Genomic DNA, 26,350 nt, shown 5'->3' with positions numbered 1-26,350 from the left:
AGTAGTCGGCCGGGGGGAAGTAACCAGAAGGACCCAGGGGAGTGGGAACGATGGCGGACACACGGACAGTCGAGACCGAGCCGGACGAACAGCCGGACGAACAGCCGGACACACAGCCGGACAAGCAGCCGAAGAGCGTACGGGTCGTGCTGCTCGCGCTCATGATCACCATGATGCTCGCGATGCTCGACAACATGATCGTGGGCACCGCGATGCCGACGATCGTGGGCGACCTCGGCGGACTCGAGCACCTGTCGTGGGTGGTGACGGCGTACACCCTCGCGACCGCGGCCTCCACCCCGATCTGGGGCAAGCTCGGCGACATGTACGGGCGCAAGGGCGCCTTCATGACGTCGATCGTGATCTTCCTGATCGGCTCCGCGCTCAGCGGCATGGCCCAGAACATGGGCGAGCTGATCGGGTTCCGGGCGATCCAGGGCCTCGGCGCCGGCGGTCTGATGGTCGGCGTCATGGCGATCATCGGTGACCTGATTCCGCCGCGGGAGCGTGGCAAGTACCAGGGCATGATGGCCGGCGTCATGGCGCTCGCGATGATCGGCGGCCCGCTGGTCGGCGGCACCATCACCGACAACTGGGGCTGGCGCTGGTCCTTCTACATCAACCTGCCGCTCGGCGTGATCGCGCTGGCCGCGATCAGTGTCGTACTGCACCTGCCGAGGAAGCGGTCCAAGGCGGGCATCGACTACCTCGGTGTCGTGCTGCTGACCGTCGGCATCACCTCCATCGTCCTCGTCACCACCTGGGGCGGTACGGAGTACGCCTGGTCGTCCGCGCGGATCATGGAGCTCATCGGGATCGGCGTGGCCTCGCTCATCGGCTTCGTGTTCTGGCAGACCAGGGCCGCCGAGCCGATCGTGCCGCTGCACATCTTCCGCAGCCGCAACTTCACGCTGATGTCGGTCATCGGCTTCATCACCGGCTTCGTGATGTTCGGTGCGACGCTCTTCCTGCCGCTGTACCAGCAGTCGGTGCAGGGCGCGTCCGCGACCAACTCCGGGCTGCTGCTCCTGCCGATGCTCGGCGCGATGCTGGTGACCTCGATGGTCGCGGGCCGGGTGACCACGAACACCGGCCGGTACTACGTCTTCCCGGTCGTCGGCAGCGCCCTGATGGTCGTCGGGCTGTACCTGTTGTCCACGATGGACACCGGGACCTCGCGCTTCACCTCCGGTGTGTTCATGGCGGTCGTCGGGCTCGGCATGGGCTGCCTGATGCAGATCACCATGCTGGTCGCGCAGAACAGCGTCGAGATGAAGGACATGGGCGTCGCGTCCTCGTCGACCACCCTGTTCCGTACGCTCGGCTCCTCCTTCGGTGTCGCCATCATGGGCGCCCTGTTCAACAACCGGGTCCAGGACGTCATGACCGAGCGGGCCGGTGCGCTGGGCTCGAAGGTCACCGAGCAGTCGGCGCAGCTGGACGCGGCGAGTCTGGCGAAGCTGCCGGAGGCGGCGCGGGAGGCGTACCAGCACGCGGTGTCCGCGGGTACGCACTCGGCCTTCCTGCTGGGAGCCGTCGTCGCGGTGGTCGCGCTGGTGGCGGCCGTGTTCGTGAAGGAGGTTCCGCTGAAGGGCGCGGGGCCGAAGGCAGAGGGTGCGAAGGACGACGCTCCGGCTCCGGCGCCGGTGGTCGAGACCGTCTGACCTCGCGATGAGCTGAAGGCCCCCGGCTGGTGTCCGCCCCGGGGGTCTTCGTCGTGTTAGCTCGCCCCCGCCGCCCCTACCCGTCCCGTCCCTGGGGGCTGCGCCCCCAGACCCCCTCTGTCGGCCTGAACGGCCTCGTCCTCAAACGCCGGACGGGCTGAAAAACTCAGCCCCTCCGGCGTTTGAGGAGCGGGGTCTGGGGCGGAGCCCCAGAAGGATGGGACGGGTAGGGGCGGCGGGGGCGAAAACATCGCACCGGCGCCCGTGTCAGTGCCCCGTGCCACCATCGGTCGTATGGACAAGACGCGGCAGTTGCGGCTGGCCAAGGACGCCATGGATCGTGACTGGTCCGACCCGGAGCTCGATCTGGACGCGGTGGCCGCGCACGCGGGCTACTCGCGGTACCACTTCATCCGGGCGTTCCGCGAGGCCTACGGCGAGACGCCGGGCCAGTACCTCACCCACCGCCGTATCGACCGGGCGGAGGACCTGCTGCGGACCGCCGACCTCTCGGTCACCGAGATCTGCCACCTGGTCGGCTTCAGCAGCCTGGGCACGTTCTCGACCCGGTTCAAGGCATGGACGGGCCTGACACCCAGCGAGTACCGGACGAAGCACGTGGGGCGCGGGGCCGCCCTCATACCCGGGTGCTACGCCATGCTCTGGGTGGGCGGGTTCCGCAGCGGCCCGGGCCGTACAGAGCGCAATTCCGGAGAAGCGGGCTGACGGCACCGCTGCCTACGGTGACAGGGCAAGCGGAACCGACCCCACCCACAGGAGCACACCGTGATCAAGGGACTCAAGATCTCGACCGTCTGGGTTCTCGACCAGGACCGGGCCAAGGAGTTCTACACCGAGAAACTGGGCCTGGAGGTCCGTACGGACATGACGATGGGTGAGGGCGGGATGCGCTGGCTCACCGTCGGCTCCCCGGACCAGCCCGACGTCGAGCTCACGCTGATGGTGCCGGGCGCGGCGGCGATGGACCCCGAGTCCGCCGAGATGATCAGGAAGCTGGTGGCCAAGGGGGCGCTCGGCGCGGGCGTCCTGACCACCGACGACATCCACGGCGACTACAAGAAGCTCAAGGACCGCGGCGTCGAGTTCCTGCAGGAGCCGCAGGAGCGCCCCTACGGCACGGAGGCGCTCTTCCGCGACGACTCCGGGAACTGGTTCTCCTTCACCCAGCCCCGCGAGGGCGGACTCGACATGGACCAGGACTGGTCCTGCTGAGCCACCAAGGCCACCAAGGCCACCAAGGCCACCAAGGCGGCTACGGCAGCATCGGATAGCTCCCGGTGGCCGTCGGCGCGTGCTCCGGCAGCCACAGAACCGCCACCGCCCCCTCCGCCGGGACAGCCTCCGGCGCGCCCGCCGGCCGTACGTTCCGGAAGGTCAGCCGCGCGCCCAGCACCCGTGCCTGCCCCGCCGCGATGGTCAGGCCGAGCCCGTGGCCATGGCCCGCCCGGTCGGCGCTGCCCGTGCGGAAGCGGCTCGGGCCGTCGGCGAGGAGGTCCCGGGGGAAGCCGGGGCCGTGGTCGCGGACCCGGATGACCCGGCCCTCGACGGTGACCTGGATGGGCGGCTTGCCGTGCCGTGCCGCGTTGGCGAGGAGGTTGAACAGCACCCGCTCCAGGCGCCGCGGGTCGGTCGTGACCTCCGACTCGTGCACCACCCGCACCTCGATCTCCGGGTCCTTCGCCGCCACCCGCCGGGCCACGAACTCGCCCAGCAGGATGTCCTGCAGCTCGGCCCGCTCGGAGGCCCCGTCGAGGCGGGCGACCTCCAGGACGTCCTCGACGAGCGTGCGCATGGCCTTCGCCCGGTCCAGCACCAGTTCCGTCGGCCGGCCGGGCGGGAGCAGTTCGGCCGCCGTCAGCAGCCCCGTCACCGGCGTACGCAACTCGTGCGCGATGTCCGCCGTCACCCGGCGCTCCGCGTCCAGCCGCTGCTGCAGCGCGTCCGCCATGGCGTCCACCGCACGCGCCAGGTCGTCGGTCTCGTCCCGTACGACACCGCCGATCGCGTCCCGCACCCGCACGTCCGACTCGCCCTTGGCGACCTGGTTCGCGGCGGCCGCCGCCTTGCGCAGCCGGCGCGACAGCTGGCCGCCGATGAGCACGCCGAGCGCGCTGCCGCCGAGGACGACCGCGATGGAGCCGATCACCAGGGCCTGGTCGAGGTCCTTGAGGATGTCGGTGCTGCGGTCGGTGAACCCGGTGTGCAGGGACAGCACATGCCCGCCCTTGACCGGTACGGCGGCCCAGATGTCCGGCCCGCGGTCGGCCCGGTCGGAGACGAACGTCGCCAGGCGGCCCTCCTCGACCTTCTCCCGCAGCGCGGGCGGCAGGTGCGGGTCGTCGACGTCGATGTTGGGGAAGTTCGGCTTGTTGGCCAGCTCGTAGTTGCGCTGGGCGATCCCTATCCGCTCGACGGCGAGATCGCGCGCGTTGTCCAGCATCGACACCCGGGCGGCGTTGTGCACGACCAGGCTGAGCGCGATCGCCACGAGCGCGCCGACCAGTGCGATCGCCGCGCTGAGCTTCCACCTCAGCCCCGTACGCATGCCCATGCGCTCCAGAACCGGGCGCCGACGGATCCCCCGCATACCCCAGATACCCCTGCTCAGGCCTTCAACTTGTAGCCGAAACCGCGGACCGTCTCGATCCGGTCCTGGCCGATCTTCGTACGCAGCCGCTGCACATGGACGTCGACGACGCGGGTGTCCCCGCCCCAGCCGTAGTCCCACACGCGCTCCAGGAGCTTGTCCCGCGAGAGCACCGTCCCCGGCGCGGAGGAGAACTCGAGGAGCAGCCGCATCTCGGTGGGGGTGAGCCCCACCGGCTGCCCGGCCCGGCGCACCTCCATGCCCTCGGTGTCGATCTCCAGCTCGCCGAAGGTCAGCACCCCGCCGGCGGCGGACGCGGCCGTCTCCTCGGACCGGTCCCCGCCGCCCGCGTGCCCGAAGCGGCGCAGCACCGCGCGGATGCGGGCGACCAGGACGGCACCGTCGAAGGGCTTGGTCACGTAGTCGTCGGCGCCCGCCTCCAGGCCCAGCACCACGTCGATCGAGTCGGCGCGCGCCGACAGCATGATCACCGGCACGGTGGACTCGTCGCGGATACGGCGGCACAGGCTGACCCCGTCGAGGCCCGGGACCATGACGTCCAGCAGGGCGATGTCGGGGCGGTTCGCGCGGAACGCCTCCAGGCCGGACAGCCCGTCGGGCATGGCGGTGACCGCGAAGCCGTCCCGCTCCAGGGCGAGTTGGGTGGCCTCGCGGATGACGTCGTCGTCCTCGACGAACAGGACGTGGGTCTGGTCTGCCATCCGGCTGCTCTCAGTCGTCGTTGTCGCTGCTGTTGCCAGGGGATCGGTCGGGGCGGCCCGATCGGTTCACGCGGTGCGGTCAGCTGTCCGGAACCGGCGAGGCGTCCCCGCCGCCGACGTTGCTGTAGTCGCTGCGCATCCGGTACACCGCGGCGAACTTTCCCGAGGTCCAGCGGTATGTGATCACACTCTCGCCGGACGGGCTCGACACCGGGTCGCCCTTCTCGTACACCTGCTTGGTCACCACCAGGTCGCCGCGGTCTATGTCGGCGTAGACGGGAGGTTCCTCGGCCTGGAAGACATTCTGGTACGAACCGTCCACCTCGCGATAGACGTACGAGCCGACGCCGACGAGATCGGCGCAGGTCACCACGTTGATGACGACGTCGTCGGCCGTTCCTCCGGTCAGGCTGCCGTAGAACAGGTCGACCGGGTACTGGTCGGCGCCGCAGGGCTTCAGGTCGCGCTTGACCGCGTCCGAGACCTTCGGGTCCGACTTGAGGATGTCGACCGCGGTGTCCCGGTCGAGCCGGGGCGAGGCCATGGCGGACGGCGCGTCCGAGGGCGAGGCGCCGGCCCCCGCCACCGCCTCGGCGTGTGCCGGCCCCTCGTCGCGGGTGCCGGTGCCGCCGGTGGCGCAGGCGGAGACGAAAAGGGTGAGGGCGGCGAGCACGGCCGCTGCCGTGATCGCCGCCTGAAAGGTCCCGCGGGCCGCACCGGAGCCGGGCGGGGCGGGCCCGACGGAGTCGGAGTCCTCGCCCGTGCGCCCGGCGTCCCTGGCCCTGGTGGCTAGGCCGCGCAACGCTCCCGCTCCTCACGCTCCAGCGCGCGTGCGTCCAGGTCGCGGGCCTCCAGCTCCTCGCGGAGCCGGGCGAGCGCCCGGTGCAGCGTGCTCTTGACCGTACCGGCCGACATGCCGAGGGCGGCGGCCGTCTCCTCCGTGGACATCTGCTCCCAGTGTCGCAGCACAACCACGCTGCGCTGCTTGGGGGCGAGCACCTTCATGACGTCCATCAGCAGGGCGCGGTCCGCGGACTGCTCGGTGGAGTCGTCGACCGAGCAGTCCGGAAGCTGCTCGGTGGGGACCTCGTCGAGCTTCCGGGCCCGCCACCACTCGGTCCGCGTGTTGATCATCACCCGGCGCAGGTAGGCGTCCGCCAGCCGCTTGTCCTCGATGGTCTCCCAACGGCCGTACGTCCGTACGAGCGCCGTCTGGAGCAGGTCCTGCGCGTCGACAGGGTCCGGGACCAGGCGGCGTGCGCTGCGCAGCAACGCGTCCTGCCGGGTGCGGACGTACTCCTCGAACTCGAGCACCTCGCTCTGCGCCATGTCGACCGCCTCCTGATCCCCGTGGTCCGCCCGGCCCCTCGGCCGTCGTCCGTTCTCCGTCGTCCCGGTTCCGCCGGGCATGCAAATGAAGCTACGGAGCCGTTGTCACGGGGCTGTGCGAGGCAGCGCGCGGCTGGCACTCGGCTGTCCGTCGGTTGTGTAACGGAGAGAGGAAAGGGGGAAACCGGCGGACCGAATGGCGTCTGTATGGGCTGATTTGGGGTATTGGCTACGGCAACAGAAGCCCGGGTTACGTCAACGGAAGCCGATACAAACCACCGGTCAGTGGCTCCACCAACCCGTCCGCCACCAGCCCGTCCAGCGCCCTCGCGCGCTGCACCGGCTCGTGCCACACCCGGTCGAGAGCCGCCTGCGGCACGGGCGCGTGGGCCTCGCGCAGTACGGCGAGCAGCTTGCCGCGAACCTGGCGGTCCGTGCCGGCGTACGTCTGACCGCGCCGCGGCGGCCCGTCGTGCTCGGGCTTGCCCGCCAGCCGCCAGGCACACTGCGCGGCGATCGGACAGCGGTGGCACGTCTCGTTCTTGGCCGTGCAGACCAGCGCGCCGAGCTCCATGGAGGCGGCGGCCCAGCGGGCGGCCGTTCCCTCGTCCTCGGGCAACAGCGCCCGGGCCAGCTTGCGTTCGGCGGCGGTGGTGGCGTTCGGCGGGTACTGCGCACCGGTCACGGCCCGCGCGAACACCCGCCGGACGTTGGTGTCCAGCACGGCGTGCCGCTGCCCGTACGCGAACGAGGCCACCGCGGCGGCCGTGTACTCACCGATCCCGGGCAGTGCGAGCAACTGCGCGTGATCCGGCGGTACGTCACCGCCGTGCCGCTCCGTTATGGCCACCGCTGCTCCGTGCAGCCGCAGCGCGCGCCGCGGATAGCCGAGCCGGCCCCAGGCGCGTACGGCCTCGCCGGGTGCCTCCGCCGCCAGGTCGGCGGGGCGTGGCCAGCGGGCCAGCCACTGCTCGTAGACCGGCAGGACCCGGTTCACCGGTGTCTGCTGCAGCATGAACTCGCTGACCATCACCCCCCACGGTCCGGCTTCCGGTCGCCGCCAGGGCAGATCACGGGCGTGCTCGTCGAACCAGTCGATGACGGGCGAGTGCAGCGGCTCACCGGAGGCGCTGACGACGGGGCTGTCGGTGCTGTGCGGGGGCTTCGTGGGCGCAGTCATGGCCCCTCGATCCTCCCATGCGCAGGCGCCCGCTCGGGCGGACCGCCACCCCGAGGGGGTACGGAACCTGCGTATTCGCCAAAGCCGTGGAACGGCTGTTTCCGGAATGATGATCCGGAAAAGTTGTGACCCCTGGCGGCGGGTGGGGGCGGCGAAGTCGCCGATCTCTCGTACAGTTTGCGCCGTGGGATCTCTGCGCAATCCGGTCGGGCCGCTTCCCTCCTCCATCTACTGGCGACGGAGGGCCGTCATGCTGTCCGTGTTCGCGGTGTTGGCGCTGCTGATCGCATGGATCGTCGGCTCGGGCGGCGGAGGCGGCAACAACGGCGCCGACGGGTCCAACGACAAGAACCCCTCCCCCTCGACGATCACACCGGGGCCGTCCGGCTCCGGGCCCGCGATCAGTCAAGCCCCGGGCGGACGCGACGAGTCGACCGGCGGCGGGGACTCCAGCGGGACGGGGACGGGTGACACCGGTACGGGTGGCGGCTCCGGTTCCTCCTCCGGCTCGGGTTCGAGCTCGGGCTCCGGCAGCTCCGGTGCGGCGGACGGTTCGGGTGCCGCAGGTGGCGGCTCGGGCGGCGGGGTCGGCAGGGACGACACCGTTCCGGCGGGCTCCACGCTGCCCAACTGCACTGCGAGCGCCGTGAAGTTGACCGTGACCAGCCGCAACAACGCGTACGGTCCCGACGAGACGCCCGCCCTGCTGCTGACCGCGACGAACTCCTCCGGCAGCGACTGCAAGGTCGATCTCGGCCCGAAGAACGCGGTGTTGACGATCACTCAGGCCGGTGCGGGGGACGCGTACTGGTCGTCCGCGGACTGTCCTTCCGTCTCCGGGAGTCTGGTGTTCCGGGCGGCTGCCGGCAGCAGCATCACGTACACCGTGAAGTGGGACCGCAAGCCGAGTGCTCCGCAGTGCGCCACGCCTCCGGCGGGGTCGGCCGGGGCCGGGACGTACCTGGTCGAGGTGAAGACGCCGGGGTACGCCACGGCGCAGGCTTCGTTCGTGTTGGAGAACGACTAGGAAGTGCCGCTATCGGTCGTTGGTTGGCTGTGGCGCCATGGGGGCTGGTCGCGCCCACGCGGCGGAGCCGCCAATGACACAGCCCCGCGCCCCTGAAGGGGCGCTAGACGTAGCGTTCCAGAATTGAGCTCTCCGCCAGCCTCGACAGGCCCTCCCGTACGCTCCGTGCCCTTGCCTCGCCCACTCCGTCAACCGTCTGCAGGTCGTCCACACTCGCGGCGAGGAGTTTCTGCAGGCCGCCGAAGTGCTCCACGAGGCGGTCGATGATCGCGCCGGGCAGCCGTGGCACCTTCGCCAGCAGTCGGAAGCCCCGCGGGGACACCGCGGAGTCGAGCGCCTCGGGGGAGCCGGTGTAGCCCAACGCCCTTGCCACCGTGGGCAGTTCGAGGAGCTCGGCGTGGGTGAGCGCGTCCAGCTCGGAGAGGGCCTCCTCGACCGTGCGGGAGCGTTTCGCGGTGGGCTCGGGGACGTAGTCCCGTACGACGAGCTCGCGCTCGGGCTCCACGCCGGCGATCAACTCGTCCAGCTGCAGGGCCAGAAGGCGGCCGTCCGTGCCGAGCTCGACCACGTACTCGGCGATCTCCGTGGCGATGCTGCGGACCATCTCCAGTCGCTGGGCGACCGCCGAGACGTCCCGGACCGTCACCAGGTCCTCGATCTCCAGTGCCGACAGCGTGCCCGCGACCTCGTCCAGCCGGAGCTTGTACCGCTCCAGGGTCGCCAGCGCCTGGTTGGCCCGGGACAGGATCGCCGCCGAGTCCTCCAGGACGCGGCGCTGGCCGTCGACGTACAGCGCGATCAGCCGCATGGACTGGGAGACGGAGACGACGGGGAAGCCGACCTGCTTGCTCACCCGGTCCGCCGTACGGTGCCGGGTGCCGGTCTCCTCCGTCGGGATCATCGGGTCCGGGACCAGCTGGACGCCGGCCCGCAGGATCTTCGACAGGTCCGAGGAGACCACGATGCCGCCGTCGAGCTTGCACAGCTCACGCAGGCGCGTCGCCGTGAACTCGACATCCAGGACGAAACCGCCCGTGCACATCGTCTCGACGGTCTTGTCGGAGCCGAGCACGATGAGCCCGCCCGTGTTGCCGCGGAGAATCCGTTCGAGGCCGTCGCGCAGGGCCGTGCCGGGTGCCACGGCGCTCAGTGAGGCGCGCATCAGGCCATCGGCACCGGAGCTCCCACCGGACTTTCCGGGAGCTGCTGCCCGGTCGTTGGCTGCCACTGCACTCCTCCGGTCGCAGGTTCTGAGTCGCTCCCGTCCGCACACGTTGTTCGTACGGACGGGCGAGACCAGGGCAAAGTCTACCGGCGCTGCTCCTCGTCCCGTGGGGCCTCTCGACGACGCGAGCGCGGAAGGACCCTCAGGGCGTCCCCTATGTCGGCGACTTCCAGGACCTTCATACCGGCTGGAATCTTTCCGGGGTCGCTCGGCACGAGGGCGTGGGTGAAGCCCAGACGGTGTGCTTCGGCGAGCCGCCGCTGGACGCCCGTGACCCGTCTGACCTCGCCCGCGAGGCCCACTTCGCCGATCGCGACGAGGTTCTTGGGGAGGGGAGTGTCGCTGGCCGCGGATGCCAGCGCGAGGGCGATGGAGAGGTCCGCGGCCGGCTCCGAAAGCTTCACACCGCCCACTGTCGCGGAGTAGATGTCCCGCTTTCCCAGGGCGCTGATCCGGCCGCGCTGCTCCAGAACGGCGAGCATCATCGAGACACGGGAGGTCTCCAGACCGGATGTCGTACGCCGCGGGGAGGGGATCTGGGAGTCGACGGTGAGCGCCTGGACCTCGGCGACCAGTGGGCGGCGGCCCTCCAGGGTGACCGTCAGACAGGTCCCGGGGACCGGTTCGTCACGACGTGTCAGGAAAAGTCCGCTCGGGTCGGTGAGGCCCGTGATGCCCTCGTCGTGCAGTTCGAAGCAGCCGACCTCGTCCGTCGTGCCGTAGCGGTTCTTGACGCCCCGCACGAGCCTGAGGCGCGCGTGCCGGTCGCCCTCGAAGCTCAGGACGACGTCCACGAGGTGCTCCAGCAGGCGTGGGCCCGCGATCGCGCCGTCCTTGGTGACGTGGCCCACAAGGAGGGTGGACATCCCGCGCTCCTTGGAGACCCGGATCAGCGCGCCCGTGACCTCCCGCACCTGGGCCATGCCGCCGGGCGCGCCGTCGATCTCGGGGGAGGCCACCGTCTGCACCGAGTCGAGGATCAGCAGGGACGGCTTCACCGCGTCCAGATGTCCGAGTACGGCGGACAGATCGGTCTCGGCGGCGAGATACAGGTGGTCGTCGATGGCCTTGATGCGGTCGGCGCGCAGCCGGACCTGGCTCGCCGACTCCTCGCCGGTCACATACAGGGTGCGGTGTTCGTCGCTCGCCGCCTTCGCCGCCACGTCCAGCAGGAGCGTGGACTTGCCGACCCCGGGCTCGCCCGCGAGGAGGACCACGGCGCCGGGCACCAGACCGCCGCCGAGCACCCGGTCCAGCTCGGGCACGCCGGTGGAGCGGGCGGTGGCCTGACGGCCGTCGACCTGGCCGATGGGCACGGCGGAGGTGGTGACACGTCCGGGTGCCGTCGTACGGACGGCGGGCGCGCCGTACTCCTCGATCGTCCCCCAGGCCTGGCACTCGGGGCAGCGACCGAGCCACTTGGCCGTCTGCCAGCCGCACTCGGTGCAGCGGTAGGACGGACGCTCCTTGGCGGACTTCGTACGGGCAGCCATGCACGAACCGTAACCGCCGCCACTGACAACGCGGGCGCCGCCCGGTGCGGGAATCGGCCACGCCCCGTCATGAACAAGCCACGGAATCAAGGGTTCCTGTCCCCTATTGAGGGATCGTTTCACCCGTATGGATTAAAAGTGCTCAAGGTGCAGGAAGGGGCCAAGTCCGGCCCCCTACGGTCCACGGGTGATGAGCAGCAGTCCGGAGACCTCGACCCGCACCACCGGCGCACACCGGTCGCACCGGGAGGCGCGCGACCGCGCTGCGGCGCGCACGCTGGCGCAGCGGACGCCCGCGCGCTACGAGCCGTATCTGGACGGCCTGTTCACCTACTGCCTGTCCGTGCTGTGCGACCACGACGCGGCCACCGCCGCCCTCGGCGACGTCCTCGCGCTCGCCGAGAAGCGCCACGGCCCCGAGGCCGCCGGGGACCGTCGGGCCTGGCTGTACGCGCTGGCCCGCTGGGCCTGTCTGCGCAAGCTGGCCGAGGCCAAGCAGAAACGTCAGGCCACGCACGCCGCAGGGCGGCACAGCACCGAAAAGCGACGGTCCGCGAATCCGCCGGTGTCCGACGAGGTCCGGGAGCAGCGTCGGCGCGAACTCGCCCAGCTCGCCTGGCCGGAGGCCGCCGGCACCACCCCCGAGCAGCGCGAGGCGCTCGAACTCGCGGTACGCCACCACCTCGCCGCCCACGAGGTCGCCGCCGCCCTCGGCATGGACCTCGCCACCGCCCGCGAACTGCTCGCCTCCGCCGCCTGCGAGGTCGAGCGCACCCGCGCGGCCCTCGCCGTCGTCGAGACCGGCGGCTGCCCGGGCGTGGCCCGCCTCACCGGCGACAACCAGCTGGTGCTCAGCGCGGCCGTGCGCAAGGAACTCGTCCGGCACGTCGACGACTGCCCGCGCTGCCGCCGCAGCGCCGAGCGCGCGATCCCCGGCCGCTGGCCCGGCGCGATGATCACCCCTGCCGAGCTGCCCGTCCTGGAAGCCCCTCGCGCGGCTCTGCACGTCGCCATGGCGCACCTCCCCCGCGCGCGTGCCGCGGCCCCGCGCTTCGACCGGCGCGGCTTCCCGATGGACCCCAAGGACCGTGCCGCCCGCCGCGACCGCCTACGCGCGCGTGCCGTCACCACGACCGTAGTCGCCACCGTCGTCGCCGCTCCCGTGCTCGCCCTGTGGGCCGCCTACCGGGGCGCACCGACCGGCGAGGGCCCGGGCGGCGGCACCGCCAGCGCGAGCGAGGCGCACGGCCCCGACAGCCTCGACGGCGAGGCCGCGGGCACCGGCTACGAGAACGCCGGCAATGCCAGCGCCAAGGCCGCCAACCGCTTCACCAAGGACGGCAAGCCCGACGTCTCCGTCGAGGTCATCAGCGTTTCCGGCGTCGGCAAGAAGGGCGCCGGAAACCTGGAGGTGGCCGCCGACAACAGCGGCGACACCACGCTCGTCACCCTCACCGCGACCGGCGACGCACCGGTCCGCTGGTCCGCCACCACGTCGGCCTCCTGGCTCTACCTGAGCCAGTCGTCGGGAACGCTCGAGCCCGGCGAATCGTTGACGATCAAGGTGTACGTCGACCATCTGCGCGAGCCCGCCGGGTACTGGACCGCGCGCGTGGCGATCTCACCGGCCGGCGCCGTCATCTCCATCGAGGGCTACGGCCCCGCGCCCACACCGTCCGACCCCGGCCCCACGGCACCGAGCGACCCGCCGCCCTCGTCGTCCGACCCGGACCCGACGACTCCGCCTCCTACGGAGCCCACGGACCCGCCGCCCAGCGAGGAACCGCCCCCGTCCTCGCCGGACCCCGAGCCCACGGATTCCACCCCCACCGACCCGTCCCCGTCCGCGCCGGAGAGCTCGACGCCACCGCCCGGTGACAGCGGCGACCCGAGCCCCTCCACCTCGTGAAGCGCTAGCCGACGGGATCCGCCGGATGCGGTGCCAGCAACGGCAGCTGCGAGGCCAGCCGCTCCTCGCACAGCTCGACCAGGCGGTCATAGCCGGCCTTGCCCATCAGCTCGACCAGCTCGGGCCGGTAGGACACGTACACCGGATCGCCGGCGCCGTGCGCCGAGGTCGCCGACGTGCACCACCAGTGCAGGTCGTGGCCGCCCGGGCCCCAGCCCCGGCGGTCGTACTCACCGATCGACACCTGGAGCACGCGCGTGTCGTCGGGCCGGTCGATCCAGTCGTAGGTCCGCCGCACCGGAAGCTGCCAGCAGACGTCCGGCTTGGTCTCCAGGGGCTCGCGGCCCTCCTTCACGGCGAGGATGTGCAGCGAGCAGCCCGCGCCGCCCGCGAACCCGGGCCGGTTCTGGAAGATGCACGAGCCCTGGAACGGGCGGGTCTGCCGGTCGCCGTCCTCGTCCTCCGAGGTCCAGCCGCCGCGCACGCCCTCGTCGTGGTGCTGCCAGATGTCCGGTGTGAGCCGCGCCACGTGCCCGGCGACCCGCTTCTCGTCGTCCTCGTCGGAGAAGTGGGCGCCCAGCGTGCAGCACCCGTCGTCCGCGCGGCCCGCCTGGATGCCCTGGCAGCCGCTGCCGAAGATGCAGTTCCACCGAGAGGTCAGCCATGTCAGATCGCACCGGAAGACCTGCTCGTCGTCCGCAGGATCCGGGAACTCCACCCACGCGCGTGCGAAGTCGAGCCCCTTCTCGTCCGCTGCCAGGGCCTGCTTCGCCTTCTTCGACTGCTTCGGTGGCTTCACCGGCGAAGAACCGGCGGCAGATTTGTCGGCCTTCGCCTTTTTCGTCTTTGGCACGGGTCAAGGGTAAGTCTCCTCAGCCCCCTCCGGAGACGGCCGTCGGTTCAGCTGGCAGTAGCGTTCCGTACATGAGACTCGGTGTCCTCGACGTGGGATCGAACACGGTGCATCTGCTGGTGGTGGATGCGCACCCGGGCGCGCGCCCCCTGCCCGCGCACTCGCACAAGGCGGAACTGCGTCTTGCCCAACTCCTCGACGAGGCCGGGGCCATCGGCCCCGAAGGGGTCGAAAAACTGATCGGTGTCGTCCAGGAGGCCCTCCAGGCCGCCGAGGACAAGGGCGTCGAGGACCTGCTCCCCTTCGCCACCTCCGCCGTGCGCGAGGCCAGCAACGCCGACGACGTCCTCGCGCGCGTGCAGGCCGAGACCGGCGTCGAGCTCCAGGTCCTCACCGGCGCCGAGGAGGCCCGCCTCACCTTCCTCGCCGCCCGCCGCTGGTTCGGCTGGTCCGCGGGCAAGCTCCTCGTCCTCGACATCGGCGGCGGCTCCCTGGAGATCGCCTACGGCATCGACGAGGAGCCCGACGCCGCGGCCTCCCTCCCGCTCGGCGCGGGCCGCCTCACCGCGGGCTGGCTGCCGGGCGACCCCCCGGACCCGGAGGCCATCCGGACCCTACGACGGCATGTCCGCGCCCAGATCGCCCGCACCGTGGGCGAGTTCACCCGCTTCGGCGCCCCCGACCACGTGGTCGCCACCTCCAAGACCTTCAAGCAGCTCGCCCGCCTGGCAGGCGCGGCCCGCTCCACCGAGGGCCTGTACGTCCAGCGTGAGCTGAAGCGCGAGTCCCTGGAGGCGTGGGTCCCGAGGCTGGCGGGGATGACGACGGACCAGCGGGCAGAGCTGCCGGGCGTCTCGGAGGGCAGGGCGAACCAGCTGCTCGCGGGCGCCTTGGTGGCCGAGGGCGCGATGGACCTGTTCGGCGTGGAGACCGTCGAGATCTGTCCTTGGGCGCTCAGGGAGGGCGTAATTCTGCGGCGACTTGACCACATGGGGTCGGTGTAGAGACGTAAGGGGCGCGGGGCTGTGACATGTGCGGCTCCGCCGCGTGAGCGCGACAAGTCACGGTGCACCCGCGCCCGCCTATGGCGAACACCACAACGGCGAATAGGCACCCCGCACCAGACCAACCGCAACCCTTAGGCTGACCCCCGTGGCAGAACCAGTCGTACGGATCCCGGATGCGAAGGTCGCCCTCTCGACGGCCTCCGTCTACCCGGAGTCCACCGCGACGGCCTTCGAGATCGCCGCACGCCTCGGATACGACGGCGTAGAGGTCATGGTGTGGACCGACCCGGTGAGCCAGGACATCGAAGCCCTGCGCAGGCTCAGCGACTACCACCAGGTCCCGATCCTCGCCGTGCACGCCCCCTGCCTGCTCATCACCCAGCGCGTGTGGTCGACGGACCCCTGGGTCAAGCTCCAGCGTGCCCAGGCGGCCGCCGAGAAGCTGGGGGCGACCACGGTCGTCGTCCACCCCCCGTTCCGCTGGCAGCGCCAGTACGCCCGTGACTTCGTCACCGGGATATGGCGCATGGCGAACGAGACGGACGTACGGTTCGCCGTCGAGAACATGTACCCCTGGCGCTACCGCGACCGCGAGATGCTCGCGTACGCCCCCGACTGGGACGTGACGAAGGAGGACTACCGCCACTTCACGATCGACCTCAGTCACAGCGCGACGGCCCGCTCCGACGCGATGCAGATGGTCGACCGGATGGGTGACCGCCTCGGCCACGTCCACCTGGCGGACGGCCGCGGATCGGCCAAGGACGAGCACCTCGTCCCCGGCCGCGGCACCCAGCCCTGCGCCGAGCTGCTGGAACGCCTCGCCCTGACCGGCTTCGACGGCCATGTCGTCATCGAGGTCAACACCCGGCGGGCGATGTCCAGCGCCGAACGTGAGGCCGACCTCGCCGAGGCCCTGGCGTTCACGCGGCTGCACCTGGCCTCGGCGGTGAAGGTGCCCCGGCGATGAGCATCCGAGGGGTTCGAGGGAAAGGCGCTCGGCGGTGAACGACGTCACCGCGCGGAAGCGGGGCCGGCCCCGTCGTACGGAATCGGCCGACACCCGCGACCTCATCCTGACCGCGGCCCGCGAGGAGTTCTCCGAGCGCGGCTACGAGAAGACGTCGGTACGCGGCATCGCGAAGGCCGCCGGGGTCGACTCGGCCCTCGTCCACCACTACTTCGGCACCAAGGAGCAGGTCTTCGAGGCGGCGATCGAGGTCGCCGCGGCTCCTGCGCTGGGCGCACCGGACGCGGTCGCCGAAGGCCCCCTGGAGGGCGTCGGCGAGCGCCTCACGCGCTACATCTTCGGCGTCTGGGAGAACCCGGCCACCCGTACGCCCCTCCTCGCGATCGTCCGCTCGGCCGTGAACAACGAGACCGCGGCCGCCGTCTTCCGCCGCATCGTCGCCTCCCAGCTGCTCCGCCGTATCGCCGCTCAGGTCGACCTGCCGGACGCCGAGCTGCGCGCCGAGCTGGCGGCCGCACAGCTCGTCGGGACGGCCATGCTCCGGTACGTGATCAAGGTGGAGCCGCTGGCCTCGGCGGACGTGGAGCAGATCATCGCGCGGGTGGCACCGGTGGTGCAGGGGCATCTGACGAACCCCTGATTCCTGAGACATCCGTCCCGTATTCCGGACGCCGTGTCCGCCCCCTGGATGACCGGCGTACGCTCGATAGCAGTCAGAAGTCTCTGATCGCAGTCTCTGCAGTCCCTGAAGGAGCGAGCGACGATGCCCGAGCTGAGGTCCCGCACAGTCACCCACGGCCGCAACATGGCGGGCGCCCGCGCCCTAATGCGCGCCTCCGGTGTACCCGGTGCGGACATCGGCCGCAAGCCGATCATCGCGGTCGCCAACAGCTTCACGGAGTTCGTGCCGGGCCACACCCACCTGCAGCCGGTCGGCCGGATCGTCAGCGAGGCGATCGTCGAGGCCGGCGGCATCCCGCGCGAGTTCAACACCATCGCGGTGGACGACGGCATCGCGATGGGCCACGGCGGCATGCTGTACTCCCTGCCCTCCCGCGACCTGATCGCGGACTCGGTCGAGTACATGGTCGAGGCCCACTGCGCCGACGCCCTGATCTGCATCTCCAACTGCGACAAGATCACCCCGGGCATGCTGAACGCGGCCCTGCGCCTCAACATCCCCACGGTCTTCGTCTCCGGCGGCCCGATGGAGTCCGGCCGCGCGACTCTCGTCGACGGCACGGTCCGTACGCTCGACCTGGTCGACGCGATCTCCGACGCCGTGAACGACAAGATCTCGGACGAGGACATCCTCCGTATCGAGGAGAACGCCTGTCCGACCTGCGGCTCGTGTTCCGGCATGTTCACGGCCAACTCGATGAACTGCCTGACCGAGGCCATCGGCCTCTCCCTCCCGGGCAACGGCTCGGTCCTGGCCACGCACACGGCCCGCAAGGCGCTGTACGAGGACGCGGGGCGCACGGTGATGGACATCACCCGCCGCTACTACGAGCAGGACGACGAGACGGTCCTGCCCCGCAACATCGCCACCATCGCCGCCTTCGAGAACGCGATGGCTCTGGACATCGCCATGGGCGGCTCGACCAACACGATCCTGCACCTGCTGGCGGCGGCGCAGGAGGCGGGTGTCCCCTTCGGCCTCGACGAGATCAACGCGGTCTCGCGCCGGGTGCCCTGCCTCGCCAAGGTCGCCCCGAACGTCGCGAAGAACCGTACGTACTACATGGAGGACGTGCACCGCGCAGGCGGCATCCCGGCCCTCCTGGGCGAACTGCACCGCGCGGGCCTGCTGAACGAGGACGTCCACTCCGTCCACAGCCCGTCCCTCGCGGACTGGCTGAAGACGTGGGACGTCCGCGCCGGCTCCCCGTCGCCGGAGGCGCTGGAACTGTGGCACGCGGCCCCGGGCTGCGTCCGTTCCGCCGAGGCCTTCTCCCAGTCGGAGCGCTGGGAGGCGCTGGACGAGGACGCCGAGGGCGGCTGCATCCGCTCGGCCGAGCACGCGTACTCGAAGGACGGCGGCCTGGCGGTCCTCAAGGGCAACCTGGCGGTCGACGGCTGCGTCGTGAAGACGGCCGGCGTCGACGAGTCGATCTGGACGTTCGAGGGCCCGGCGGTGGTCTGCGAATCCCAGGAAGAAGCCGTGGAGAAGATCCTCAACAAGCAGGTCACGGACGGCGACGTGGTCGTCATCCGCTACGAGGGCCCCAAGGGCGGCCCCGGTATGCAGGAGATGCTCTACCCGACGTCCTTCCTCAAGGGCCGCGGCCTCGGCAAGACCTGCGCCCTGATCACCGACGGCCGCTTCTCGGGCGGCACCTCGGGACTGTCCATCGGCCACGCGTCCCCGGAGGCGGCCTCCGGCGGCACGATCGCCCTGGTCGAGGACGGCGACCGCATCCGCATCGACATCCCGAACCGCACGATCGAGCTCCTGGTCGACGAGGCCGAGCTGGCCCGTCGCGAGGCTGCTCTGGGCGGGGTGTACGCCCCGAAGAACCGCGAGCGGAAGGTGTCGGCGGCGCTGCGGGCGTACGCGGCGATGGCGACCAGCGCGGACAAGGGCGCGGTGCGGGACGTGTCCAAGCTGGGCTGAGGTTCTTTTTCGGGGGCCGTCTCTTCGGGGGCGGCCCCTTTTGCATGCCGTGCGCTACCAGGCGGACGGGTTGCGGGCGTCTACGGCGAAGACGGTGCCGTCGGGGGCTGTGGCGTAGACGTGGTGGTCGGCGAGGACCGGCTTGGGCAGCGCGCCGACGACCTGGCCCGAGTTCGAGCCCAGGCGCGCCGCGGTCTGCCCGACGAGGCGCCCCTTGTCGGCGTCGACGGCGAGCAGCCGCCCGTCGGCGGCCGTGAGGTACACGTGGCTGCTGTCGGCGACCGGTACCGAGCCTCGGCTCACGGACGTTTCGAGGTGCCAGAGCCGCTTGCGCGCCTCCAAAGAGACGGCGTCCAGTGAGCCGGTCGCCGACAGGAGGTAGACGATGTTCCCGTGCACGGTGGCCTGGGCGTCAGGGCGCGGGGCCGGGAGCGCCACGCGGCGCGACGACTCGGACGCCGGGGTGTAGCGGACGACCGCGTCCGTGTCGCCGTAGACCTTGTTGGCGGAGAGGAAGAAGACGGATCCGCCCTGAACGCCTACGGGCGCCAGGTTTCCGTTCAGCCGGGCGTCCCACCGGACGGCTCCGGTGGCCGGGTCCACCGCGGTGACTTGGGTGGTCGTGCCGTCGTCGGGAGAGCTCACCGCGTATGCCAGCGGGTTCCCGGCGAACGAAGCGAAGGACGGCTGGGCCTGACCTGGAATCCGGTGACTCCACTTCGTGCTGCCCGTCGCGGCGTCCACGCCCGTGACCGTCCCGTCGGGGAGGGTGAGCAGGAGCGTTCCCCCGGCGACCCGCAGTCCAGTGTGCGTGGGCATCTTCTGCTGCCAACGCGCCTTGCCCGAGGCGGGGTTCAGTGCTTCCAGGCGCTGAGCCTGGTCCGTCAGCGGCTGCACGAGACCGCCTGCGAGGACCGGCGGACCGCTCCTGCTCGACGCGGCTACGGAGTGCCGCCACAACACGTCGCCGTCGGACGGGTCCAGGGCGAAGATCACGCCGGGCTGCGCACAGATCAACTGCTGTGTTCCGTACGAACACTGCGGCGCGCCCGCGTCTTCGGACACCGCCTCCGTTTCCCAGGCGGCGAACCCCGACGCCGAGGGTGTGCCGCCGCCCTCCGGCGAGGTGCCGTTGCTGCCGAGCAGCCGGACAGAGGCGAAGGCACCGGCCACGACGAGGACAAGAGCGACGGCAGCGAGGACCGTTCTTCTACGGGGGCGTCTTCTGGTCCGGGGTTCCGGTTCCCGTAGTTCAGGCCTCGGCTCATCGCCTGTCCGCTGGGCCGGTATGAAGGCCTGGGTGTCGTACGAGGCCGCCACCGACCGCAGCTCCCGCATCAACTCGTCCGGGGTGGGACGGTCCTCGGGTTCCTTGGCGAGGCAGCGCAGTATCAGCGGTGCCAGATTTCCGGGAACGCCGGTGAGGTCCGGCTCGTCATGCACGACCTGGTAGGCGACAACGTAGGGACTGTCGGAGTCGAACGGCCCGCGCCCCGTCGCCGCGTGTACCAGCACGGAGCCGAGCGCGAAGACATCGGCGGCAGGTCCGACCTCCCGTGGCCGTCGGAACTGCTCGGGCGCCATGAACGGCGGAGTACCGATCAACTTCCCGGTCTCGGTGCGCAGTTCGCTGTCCTTTGGCCGAGAGATGCCGAAGTCGATGACCTTGGGCCCGTCATCGGCGAGCAGCACATTGCTCGGCTTCAGATCCCGGTGCACGACCCCGACCCGATGGATGTCCCGCAGGGCCTCCGCCAGTCCGGCCATCAGGCGGCGCAACTGGGCAGGATCCATGGACCCGTTCCGCTTCACGTGGTCGGACAGTGTCGGACCGGGAATGAACAGCGTGGCCATCCAGGGCCGTTCGGCCTCGGGATCGGCATCGACGACGGACGCGGTGAAGGCGCCACTCACCCTCCGAGCGGCGGCCACCTCCTGCCGGAACCGCCCCCTGAACTCGGGATCCCTGGCGAACTCCGCGTGTACGACCTTCACCGCGAGCTTCATCCCTGAGGTGCTGCGGGCGAGGTGTACGACGCCCATCCCACCGGATCCGAGACACGACTCGAGACGGTAGTGACCGGCGTACTCGGGAAGTTCCGCTTCCGCGCCCGCTCCGGTGTTGCGCTGTGGCGCCATGGAACCACCCCCGTGCTGTTCGTCCGCGCGCGCGACGCACGGAGCCTAGTCGATGACTCGTACGAGACAGAGGCGGCTTGTTAGTCTCCGCGTGCGAGTTGCGTACATGTGTTTCATGGCGTGATTTAGGGGAATCAACGGGACCCCATGGAGTCATGGGGACCAACGGGGGAGGTTTTTCATGTCTGTTGACCGTGTGGAAGAGGCCGGGGGAGTCGACGAGGCCGAGGCTCTCACGGCGGCTGCGACGGTTCGCTATTACTCGGTCGCGCCGGGCGTCCGGCTCAACGTTCGCAGCGGCCCCGGCACGAGCTACAGCATCGTGCGGGTCCTGCCCGCGGGCTCCAAGGTGCCGATCTACTGCCAGACACCGGGTACGACGGTGACGGGCCCCTACGGCACGAGCAACATCTGGGACAACATCAGCAACGGCCAGTACGTCTCGGACGCCTACATACTCACCGGCAGCGACGGCTACGTCGCCGACCGCTGCGCCTGATCCCACCACAACCCGGGGGGAAGTCCATGTCATCCCTGAGACGAAGATCCGTCATGCTCGCCGGCTTCACAGGAGCCCTCCTCATGGTGGGCGCCGTCACTGCCGAGGCCGCGACCCTGCACTACTACGACGTCGCGCCGGGCGTGGCCCTGAACGTCCGCAGGGGCCCCGGCACCCAGTACAGCATCGTCCGTACCCTGGCCGTCGGTGCGAAGGTGCCGATCTACTGCCAGACGCCGGGCACGACTGTCACGGGCACGTACGGCACCAGCAACATCTGGGACAACATCGATGACGGCGAGTTCGTCTCCGATGCCTACGTGAACACCGGCAGCGACGGCTACGTAGCCTCCCGCTGCGCCTGACCCCGCCCACCGAGGAGCCCGCGGCACCCCCGGAGCCATAATCGACGCGTGAGCGACGAAACCGGCACCCAGGAAACCCCCGCGGGCTCCGAGGGCACCCCCCGCCCCGAACCCATCCGCTTCTTCGGCACCACCTGGGTGAACCACGACAACGGCTACACCCCCCGCCGCATCGCCGCCGCCACCGGCTCCCTCGCCGCCGCGGCCGCCTCCTGCCTGGTCCTCCGCTTCGCCTACGAGGGCCTCCAGATCGCCGACACCGGCAGCTTCGTCACGCTCCTCGTCATCGTGATGTTCACGGTCTGCAGCGCCCTCGCCTTCCGTACCACCTGGGACGGCTTCGGCAAGCGCCCCGACCCCGACCGCCAGGCCTCCCTCCGCGGCCTCCTGGCCATCGGCTTCGTCGGCTCGCTCCTCGCCTACTTCTTCCGCTCCCTCACCGAGGCCCCGGGAGAGAAGCTGCACCGCGAGGAGTACGAGAGCGCCCTCAAGCTGCACGAGAAGCGCACGTCCCGCCGCACGGGCAACCCGTCGAAGAAGCGCCGCCGCACCTAGTCCCCGCCCCCTCTCACCGAAAACTCACCGCGCCCCGAACCCACCAGCGCCACCATGGCCGTATGACGGTCTCCTCCCACACCGCCCGAGCCCACTCCTTCAACGCCGCCGCAGCCCAGTACGCCGCCAACCGCCCCTCCTACCCACCCGCCCTCTTCGACACGATCGAAGAAGTCGCCGGCCGCTCCCTGTCCGGCGCCCGGGTCGTGGACGTGGGCGCCGGCACCGGCATAGCGACCGCCCTGCTGCACGCGCGCGGCGCCGACGTGATCGCGGTGGAGCCGGGCGACGGCATGGCGGCCCAGTTCCGGCGCTCCCACCCCGGCATACCGATCGTCAAGGGCAACGGCAACACCCTTCCCCTGGCTGCCGCCTGCGCCGACTTCGTCACCTACGCCCAGGCCTGGCACTGGACCGACCCCGCCCTCGCGATCCCGGAAGCCCTGCGCGTGCTGCGCCCGGGAGGCGCGCTGACCCTGTGGTGGAACACTTACGCCCTCGATGTGCCGTGGATCGCCGCCCAGTCGGAACGTATCGGGCGGGAGTTCTACGACCGCACGGACCGCACCGGGCGCGAGGCCGACACCCACCCGGCCGTCGAGGTGAACGGCAGCGGTGCCCGAGCCGTCCTCGCCGACCCGACCGGCCGCCTGGACTTCGCCCGGCGTCAGGTCCGCTGGAGCCGCCGCGTCCCCGTCGACACGCACTTCGCCAACCTCGGCAGCCACTCCATGTTCCTGGTCGCCGGTGAGGAACGCGCCGCGGCCTTCTTCACCGAGGAGCGGCCGCGCCTGCTGGAGGTCTTCCCGGACGGAATCGTCGAGGAGACCTACGAGGTCGAGCTGCTCGTCGCCACCAACCCCTGACCCCGCGCGGCGGCCCACCCCTCCAGGGCCGCCGCACACGCATGGTCGACATGCCGCAACCCGCCCAACTCCAGCCGCACCTCCCTGTCCCGCGGCAGCGCCTCCAACGCGTCCAGCAGCTTCGGCAGCCGCAGGAACGTCGCATGCCCCAGCACCCGTACGACGATCCCCGCGTCCCCCCGGTCCTCGGTCTCCACGTGCACATGGCTGACGTCCCACGCGGTCTTCGCCACGGCCAACGCCAGCCCCACCAACACCCCCTCGAACAGGTTCCCGACCACGATCGCGACGGCCGTCACCCCCAGCACGATCACCTCTCCCCGGTGCCCGCGCCACAGCCCCCGCACCTCCCGCACCGGCACAAGCTTGCACCCGGCATGCACCAGCAGCCCGGCCAGCGCCGCCACCGGAATCACCCCGAGCACCCCGGGCAGCAGCACCGTGAACACCAGCAGCCACACCCCGTGCAGCACCCGCGAGGCCTTGGTCCGCGCCCCCGCCCGCACTCCCCCAGAGGGGGGACCCCCAGCCGCACTGCGCACGATCACCGCGGTCATCGGCAGCGCACCCAGCAGCCCGCACACGGCGTTCCCCGTGCCCTGCGCGATCAACTCCCGGTCGTAGTCCGTCCGCGCCCCCGACCGCAGCCGGTCCACCGCCGCCGCACTGAACAAGGACTCCGCCGACGCGATCAACGCGAACGCCACGACAGTCCCGATCACCCCCACTTCCGTAAGCCGCCCGACATCCGCCGCCTCCGGCACCCGCACGGCATCGACCAGTCCCCGCACCTCCACCCGCCGCACCGCCAGGTCGAACACCCCGGTCACCAACGAGGCCAGCACCACCGCCAGCAACGGCGCGGGCACCAGCCGAGCCCCCCGCCGCCACCGAGGCCACAGCAGCAGTACGGCAATGGTGGCACCGCCCACTGACAACGCCACCGGATCCACCCGCCCCGGCAGCGCCACCAGCCCGGCGATCTTCCCGAGCCCGCTCGCCGGCGCACCCGCGCCCCCCAGCGCGTACACCTGCCCCGCGACCAGCACGAGCCCGATCCCGGCGAGCATCCCCTGTACGACGGCCACGGACACGGCCCGGAACCACCGCCCCAGCCGCAGCACCCCGAGCCCGAGCTGCACCAGCCCGGCCCCGAGCACCAACACCCCGAGCACCTCGACGCCGTACCTCTGCACGGCTTCGTACACGAGCACGGTCAGCCCCGCTGCCGGCCCGCTCACCTGCAGGCTGCTCCCGGGCAGCGCCCCGGCGACCAGGCCGCCGACGATCCCGGTGACCAGCCCGAGCTCGGCCGGCACGCCGGAGGCTATGGCGACGCCCACGCACAGCGGCAGCGCGACGAGAAACACGACGAGGGAAGCGAACAGATCGGCCTTGCCTACGCGACAGCGCATCAGAGCGGCACCTCCGGTTGCGGATCCTGCGAGCTGGAGATGCGTGGGGCGCCGAACCGGGGGAGGACTCGGCACTGAAATCCATTGTCGGGAACGGGAGTTGATCGCGCAGCCTGTTCGCGCCGCCACCCGATGGAAACGGAAGCACACGAACCGGATCACCCGCCTCCGATCACGCCACCGCGCGCCTGCGCCGTCGAGTCGCACCCCACTTGACGGTGTCTGCCGCCAGGAGCATTATTCATCGCATGATGAATTACGAGTCCGGGCCACCCGCCAACGAACAGGAAGAGCAAGCCGAGGCGCCCGCCATCCACGCCGCAGGCCTCACCGTCGTCCGCGGCCCCCGCACCGTCCTGCGCGGCCTCGATTTCGCCGTCCCACGCGGCCAGATCACCGGCCTGCTGGGCCCGTCAGGCTGCGGCAAGTCCACGCTGATGCGCGCGATCGTCGGCACCCAGGCCAAGGTCACCGGCACCCTCGACGTCCTCGGCCGCCCCGCCGGCCACCCCACCCTCCGCACCCGCATCGGCTACGTCACCCAAGCCCCCTCCGTCTACGACGACCTGACTGTCCGTCAGAACCTCGACTACTTCGCAGCGATCCTCGCCCCGGGCCGCGCGGCCGCCGACCGCCGCCACGCCGACGTCACCCGGGCCATCACCGACGTCGACCTCACCACCCACGCCGACGCCCTCGCCGGCAACCTCTCCGGCGGCCAGCGCAGCCGCGTCTCCCTGGCCGTAGCCCTCCTCGGCACCCCCGAACTCCTCGTCCTCGACGAACCCACGGTCGGCCTCGACCCGGTCCTGCGCCGAGACCTCTGGAACCTCTTCCACGACATCGCGGCATCCCGCGGCGCGACCCTCCTCATCTCCTCGCACGTCATGGACGAGGCCGAGCGCTGCCACCGCCTCCTCCTCATGCGCGAGGGCCAAATCCTCGCCGACGACACCCCGGACGCCCTCCGCACCCGCACACACTCCGAGACGGTCGAAGCGGCCTTCCTCCACCTGGTCGACGAGGCCGTCGCAGCCGGCCGCAGGAAGGAGACGACCCGATGAGTACGACGACCACCGCGGCGCCCCCGAGCGCCCCTGCCCCCACCAGCGCCCTGAACGCCTCCCGCACCCTCGCCACCGCGGCCCGGGTCCTGCGCCAGCTCCGCCACGATCCGCGCTCGATCGCGCTGATGATCCTGGTCCCCTGCGTGATGCTGTTCCTGCTGCGCTACGTCTTCGACGGCAGCCCGCGCACCTTCGACAGCATCGGCGCCTCCCTCCTCGGGATCTTCCCGCTGATCACGATGTTCCTGGTCACCTCCATCGCCACCCTGCGCGAGCGCACCTCCGGCACCCTCGAACGCCTCCTCGCCATGCCCCTCGGCAAAGGCGACCTCATCGCCGGCTACGCCCTCGCCTTCGGCACCCTCGCGATCATCCAGTCGGCCCTCGCGACCGGCCTGGCCCTCTGGTTCCTGGGCCTGGACGTCACCGGCAGCCCCTGGCTCCTCCTCCTGGTGGCCCTGCTCGACGCCCTCCTGGGCACAGCCCTCGGTCTCTTCGTCTCTGCCTTCGCCGCCTCGGAATTCCAGGCCGTCCAGTTCATGCCGGCGGTGATCTTCCCCCAACTCCTCCTCTGCGGCCTCTTCACTCCCCGCGACAACATGCACCCCGTCCTGGAGGCCATCTCCAACGTCCTACCGATGTCCTACGCCGTCGACGGCATGAACGAGGTCCTCAGGCACACCGACATGACGGCGACCTTCGTACGGGACGCGTTGATCGTGGCGGGCTGCGCACTGCTGGTCCTGGGCCTGGGCGCGGCGACACTACGACGCCGGACGGCGTGACTTCCCCATTTCAGCCCCTCCGGCGTTTGAGGAGCGGGCGTCCAGGGGGCGGGGC

The 26,350-nt window shown here is 70.9% G+C and carries 25 protein-coding genes; 15 read left to right on the top strand and 10 right to left on the bottom strand.

Annotated elements, in window-relative coordinates; genetic code table 11:
• The first annotated feature begins 50 nt into the window (after positions 1–50).
• The 3 genes from IG08_RS0111225 (at position 51) to IG08_RS0111215 (ending at position 2,897) form a co-directional block, all read left to right on the top strand.
• Entirely contained in the window at positions 51–1,664 is a 1,614-nt protein-coding gene (locus tag IG08_RS0111225; RefSeq protein ID WP_030599589.1) for an MDR family MFS transporter, read from the top strand.
• Between the two features lie 294 nt (positions 1,665–1,958).
• Positions 1,959–2,390, top strand: coding sequence for a helix-turn-helix transcriptional regulator (locus tag IG08_RS54075; protein WP_078655559.1), 432 nt, complete (start codon positions 1,959–1,961; stop codon positions 2,388–2,390).
• 60 nt (positions 2,391–2,450) lie between these two features.
• Complete coding sequence (locus IG08_RS0111215; RefSeq protein WP_030599588.1) at positions 2,451–2,897, top strand: VOC family protein; 447 nt, start codon at positions 2,451–2,453, stop codon at positions 2,895–2,897.
• A 40-nt stretch (positions 2,898–2,937) separates the two neighbouring features.
• On the opposite strand, the gene cseC is transcribed toward IG08_RS0111215, so the two are convergent.
• The 5 genes from cseC to IG08_RS0111190 all read right to left on the bottom strand — a co-directional run bounded on the left by cseC (position 2,938) and on the right by IG08_RS0111190 (position 7,503).
• Entirely contained in the window at positions 2,938–4,272 is a 1,335-nt protein-coding gene (cseC, locus tag IG08_RS0111210) for a two-component system sensor histidine kinase CseC (RefSeq protein WP_030599587.1), read from the bottom strand.
• Positions 4,273–4,289: 17 nt separating this feature from the next.
• A complete protein-coding gene (cseB, locus tag IG08_RS0111205) occupies positions 4,290–4,994 on the bottom strand; it encodes a two-component system response regulator CseB (RefSeq protein WP_030599585.1) in 705 nt (234 codons plus the stop codon).
• A gap of 79 nt (positions 4,995–5,073) precedes the next feature.
• Positions 5,074–5,682: a hypothetical protein gene (locus tag IG08_RS0111200; RefSeq protein WP_030599584.1), complete on the bottom strand. Its 609-nt coding sequence runs from the start codon at positions 5,680–5,682 to the stop codon at positions 5,074–5,076.
• A gap of 101 nt (positions 5,683–5,783) precedes the next feature.
• Entirely contained in the window at positions 5,784–6,323 is a 540-nt protein-coding gene (locus tag IG08_RS0111195) for a SigE family RNA polymerase sigma factor (RefSeq protein WP_030599582.1), read from the bottom strand.
• A 250-nt stretch (positions 6,324–6,573) separates the two neighbouring features.
• Entirely contained in the window at positions 6,574–7,503 is a 930-nt protein-coding gene (locus tag IG08_RS0111190) for an HhH-GPD family protein (protein ID WP_030599579.1), read from the bottom strand.
• A gap of 184 nt (positions 7,504–7,687) precedes the next feature.
• Here IG08_RS0111190 and IG08_RS0111185 point away from each other — a divergent pair, with 184 nt between their 5' ends.
• The gene (locus IG08_RS0111185; protein WP_078655545.1) at positions 7,688–8,530 is read left to right on the top strand and encodes a hypothetical protein; all 843 of its coding nucleotides are present in this window, start codon (positions 7,688–7,690) and stop codon (positions 8,528–8,530) included.
• Positions 8,531–8,633: 103 nt separating this feature from the next.
• On the opposite strand, the gene disA is transcribed toward IG08_RS0111185, so the two are convergent.
• Together disA and radA are read right to left on the bottom strand one after the other, a co-directional pair.
• On the bottom strand, positions 8,634–9,758 hold the full coding sequence (disA, locus tag IG08_RS0111180; RefSeq protein ID WP_030599575.1) for a DNA integrity scanning diadenylate cyclase DisA: 1,125 nt from the start codon (positions 9,756–9,758) through the stop codon (positions 8,634–8,636).
• Between the two features lie 80 nt (positions 9,759–9,838).
• The gene (radA, locus tag IG08_RS0111175; RefSeq protein ID WP_030599572.1) at positions 9,839–11,248 is read right to left on the bottom strand and encodes a DNA repair protein RadA; all 1,410 of its coding nucleotides are present in this window, start codon (positions 11,246–11,248) and stop codon (positions 9,839–9,841) included.
• A 187-nt stretch (positions 11,249–11,435) separates the two neighbouring features.
• Here radA and IG08_RS0111170 point away from each other — a divergent pair, with 187 nt between their 5' ends.
• A complete protein-coding gene (locus IG08_RS0111170; RefSeq protein ID WP_030599570.1) occupies positions 11,436–13,157 on the top strand; it encodes a BACON domain-containing protein in 1,722 nt (573 codons plus the stop codon).
• Between the two features lie 4 nt (positions 13,158–13,161).
• Here the strand turns inward: IG08_RS0111170 and IG08_RS0111165 are convergent, their stop codons facing one another.
• Entirely contained in the window at positions 13,162–14,010 is an 849-nt protein-coding gene (locus IG08_RS0111165; protein WP_030599567.1) for a DUF3109 family protein, read from the bottom strand.
• 71 nt (positions 14,011–14,081) lie between these two features.
• Here IG08_RS0111165 and IG08_RS0111160 point away from each other — a divergent pair, with 71 nt between their 5' ends.
• The 4 genes from IG08_RS0111160 (at position 14,082) to ilvD (ending at position 18,604) form a co-directional block, all read left to right on the top strand.
• The gene (locus IG08_RS0111160) at positions 14,082–15,014 is read left to right on the top strand and encodes a Ppx/GppA family phosphatase (protein ID WP_030599564.1); all 933 of its coding nucleotides are present in this window, start codon (positions 14,082–14,084) and stop codon (positions 15,012–15,014) included.
• A gap of 148 nt (positions 15,015–15,162) precedes the next feature.
• Positions 15,163–15,987 carry a sugar phosphate isomerase/epimerase family protein gene (locus IG08_RS0111155; protein WP_030599562.1) on the top strand — a complete coding sequence of 275 codons (825 nt, stop codon included), beginning with the start codon at positions 15,163–15,165 and terminating at the stop codon, positions 15,985–15,987.
• A gap of 34 nt (positions 15,988–16,021) precedes the next feature.
• Positions 16,022–16,627: a TetR/AcrR family transcriptional regulator gene (locus IG08_RS0111150; RefSeq protein WP_030599559.1), complete on the top strand. Its 606-nt coding sequence runs from the start codon at positions 16,022–16,024 to the stop codon at positions 16,625–16,627.
• Positions 16,628–16,750: 123 nt separating this feature from the next.
• A complete protein-coding gene (gene ilvD / locus IG08_RS0111145) occupies positions 16,751–18,604 on the top strand; it encodes a dihydroxy-acid dehydratase (protein WP_030599557.1) in 1,854 nt (617 codons plus the stop codon).
• A 54-nt stretch (positions 18,605–18,658) separates the two neighbouring features.
• On the opposite strand, the gene IG08_RS0111140 is transcribed toward ilvD, so the two are convergent.
• Entirely contained in the window at positions 18,659–20,743 is a 2,085-nt protein-coding gene (locus tag IG08_RS0111140) for a protein kinase domain-containing protein (protein ID WP_030599550.1), read from the bottom strand.
• A gap of 181 nt (positions 20,744–20,924) precedes the next feature.
• Between IG08_RS0111140 and IG08_RS0111135 the strand changes: the two genes are divergently transcribed.
• The 4 genes from IG08_RS0111135 (at position 20,925) to IG08_RS0111120 (ending at position 23,028) form a co-directional block, all read left to right on the top strand.
• The gene (locus IG08_RS0111135) at positions 20,925–21,242 is read left to right on the top strand and encodes an SH3 domain-containing protein (RefSeq protein WP_030599549.1); all 318 of its coding nucleotides are present in this window, start codon (positions 20,925–20,927) and stop codon (positions 21,240–21,242) included.
• 26 nt (positions 21,243–21,268) lie between these two features.
• Positions 21,269–21,607: an SH3 domain-containing protein gene (locus tag IG08_RS0111130; RefSeq protein WP_030599546.1), complete on the top strand. Its 339-nt coding sequence runs from the start codon at positions 21,269–21,271 to the stop codon at positions 21,605–21,607.
• Between the two features lie 48 nt (positions 21,608–21,655).
• Positions 21,656–22,162 (top strand): hypothetical protein, encoded by a 507-nt coding sequence (locus tag IG08_RS0111125; protein ID WP_030599545.1) that lies wholly within the window; start codon positions 21,656–21,658, stop codon positions 22,160–22,162.
• A gap of 62 nt (positions 22,163–22,224) precedes the next feature.
• Positions 22,225–23,028: a class I SAM-dependent methyltransferase gene (locus tag IG08_RS0111120; RefSeq protein ID WP_030599542.1), complete on the top strand. Its 804-nt coding sequence runs from the start codon at positions 22,225–22,227 to the stop codon at positions 23,026–23,028.
• Here the strand turns inward: IG08_RS0111120 and IG08_RS0111115 are convergent.
• The gene (locus IG08_RS0111115) at positions 22,992–24,443 is read right to left on the bottom strand and encodes a SulP family inorganic anion transporter (protein WP_030599540.1); all 1,452 of its coding nucleotides are present in this window, start codon (positions 24,441–24,443) and stop codon (positions 22,992–22,994) included. The two genes, IG08_RS0111120 and IG08_RS0111115, sit on opposite strands and share 37 nt — an antisense overlap.
• Positions 24,444–24,691: 248 nt before the next feature.
• On the opposite strand from IG08_RS0111115, the gene IG08_RS0111110 reads away from it, so the two are divergent.
• Both IG08_RS0111110 and IG08_RS0111105 read left to right on the top strand, forming a co-directional pair.
• Positions 24,692–25,507 (top strand): ABC transporter ATP-binding protein, encoded by an 816-nt coding sequence (locus tag IG08_RS0111110; protein ID WP_030599538.1) that lies wholly within the window; start codon positions 24,692–24,694, stop codon positions 25,505–25,507.
• Complete coding sequence (locus IG08_RS0111105; protein ID WP_030599536.1) at positions 25,504–26,295, top strand: ABC transporter permease; 792 nt, start codon at positions 25,504–25,506, stop codon at positions 26,293–26,295. The genes IG08_RS0111110 and IG08_RS0111105 overlap by 4 nt, the downstream gene beginning before the upstream one ends.
• Positions 26,296–26,350 lie beyond the last annotated feature (55 nt).

Origin of the sequence: Streptomyces fulvoviolaceus (assembly GCF_000718165.1) — a bacterium.
In the GTDB taxonomy this organism is placed as follows: Bacteria; Actinomycetota; Actinomycetes; order Streptomycetales; family Streptomycetaceae; genus Streptomyces; species Streptomyces fulvoviolaceus.
Note: the sequence above shows the minus strand (reverse complement) of the source record. Positions and strands in the feature narration are given on the sequence as shown.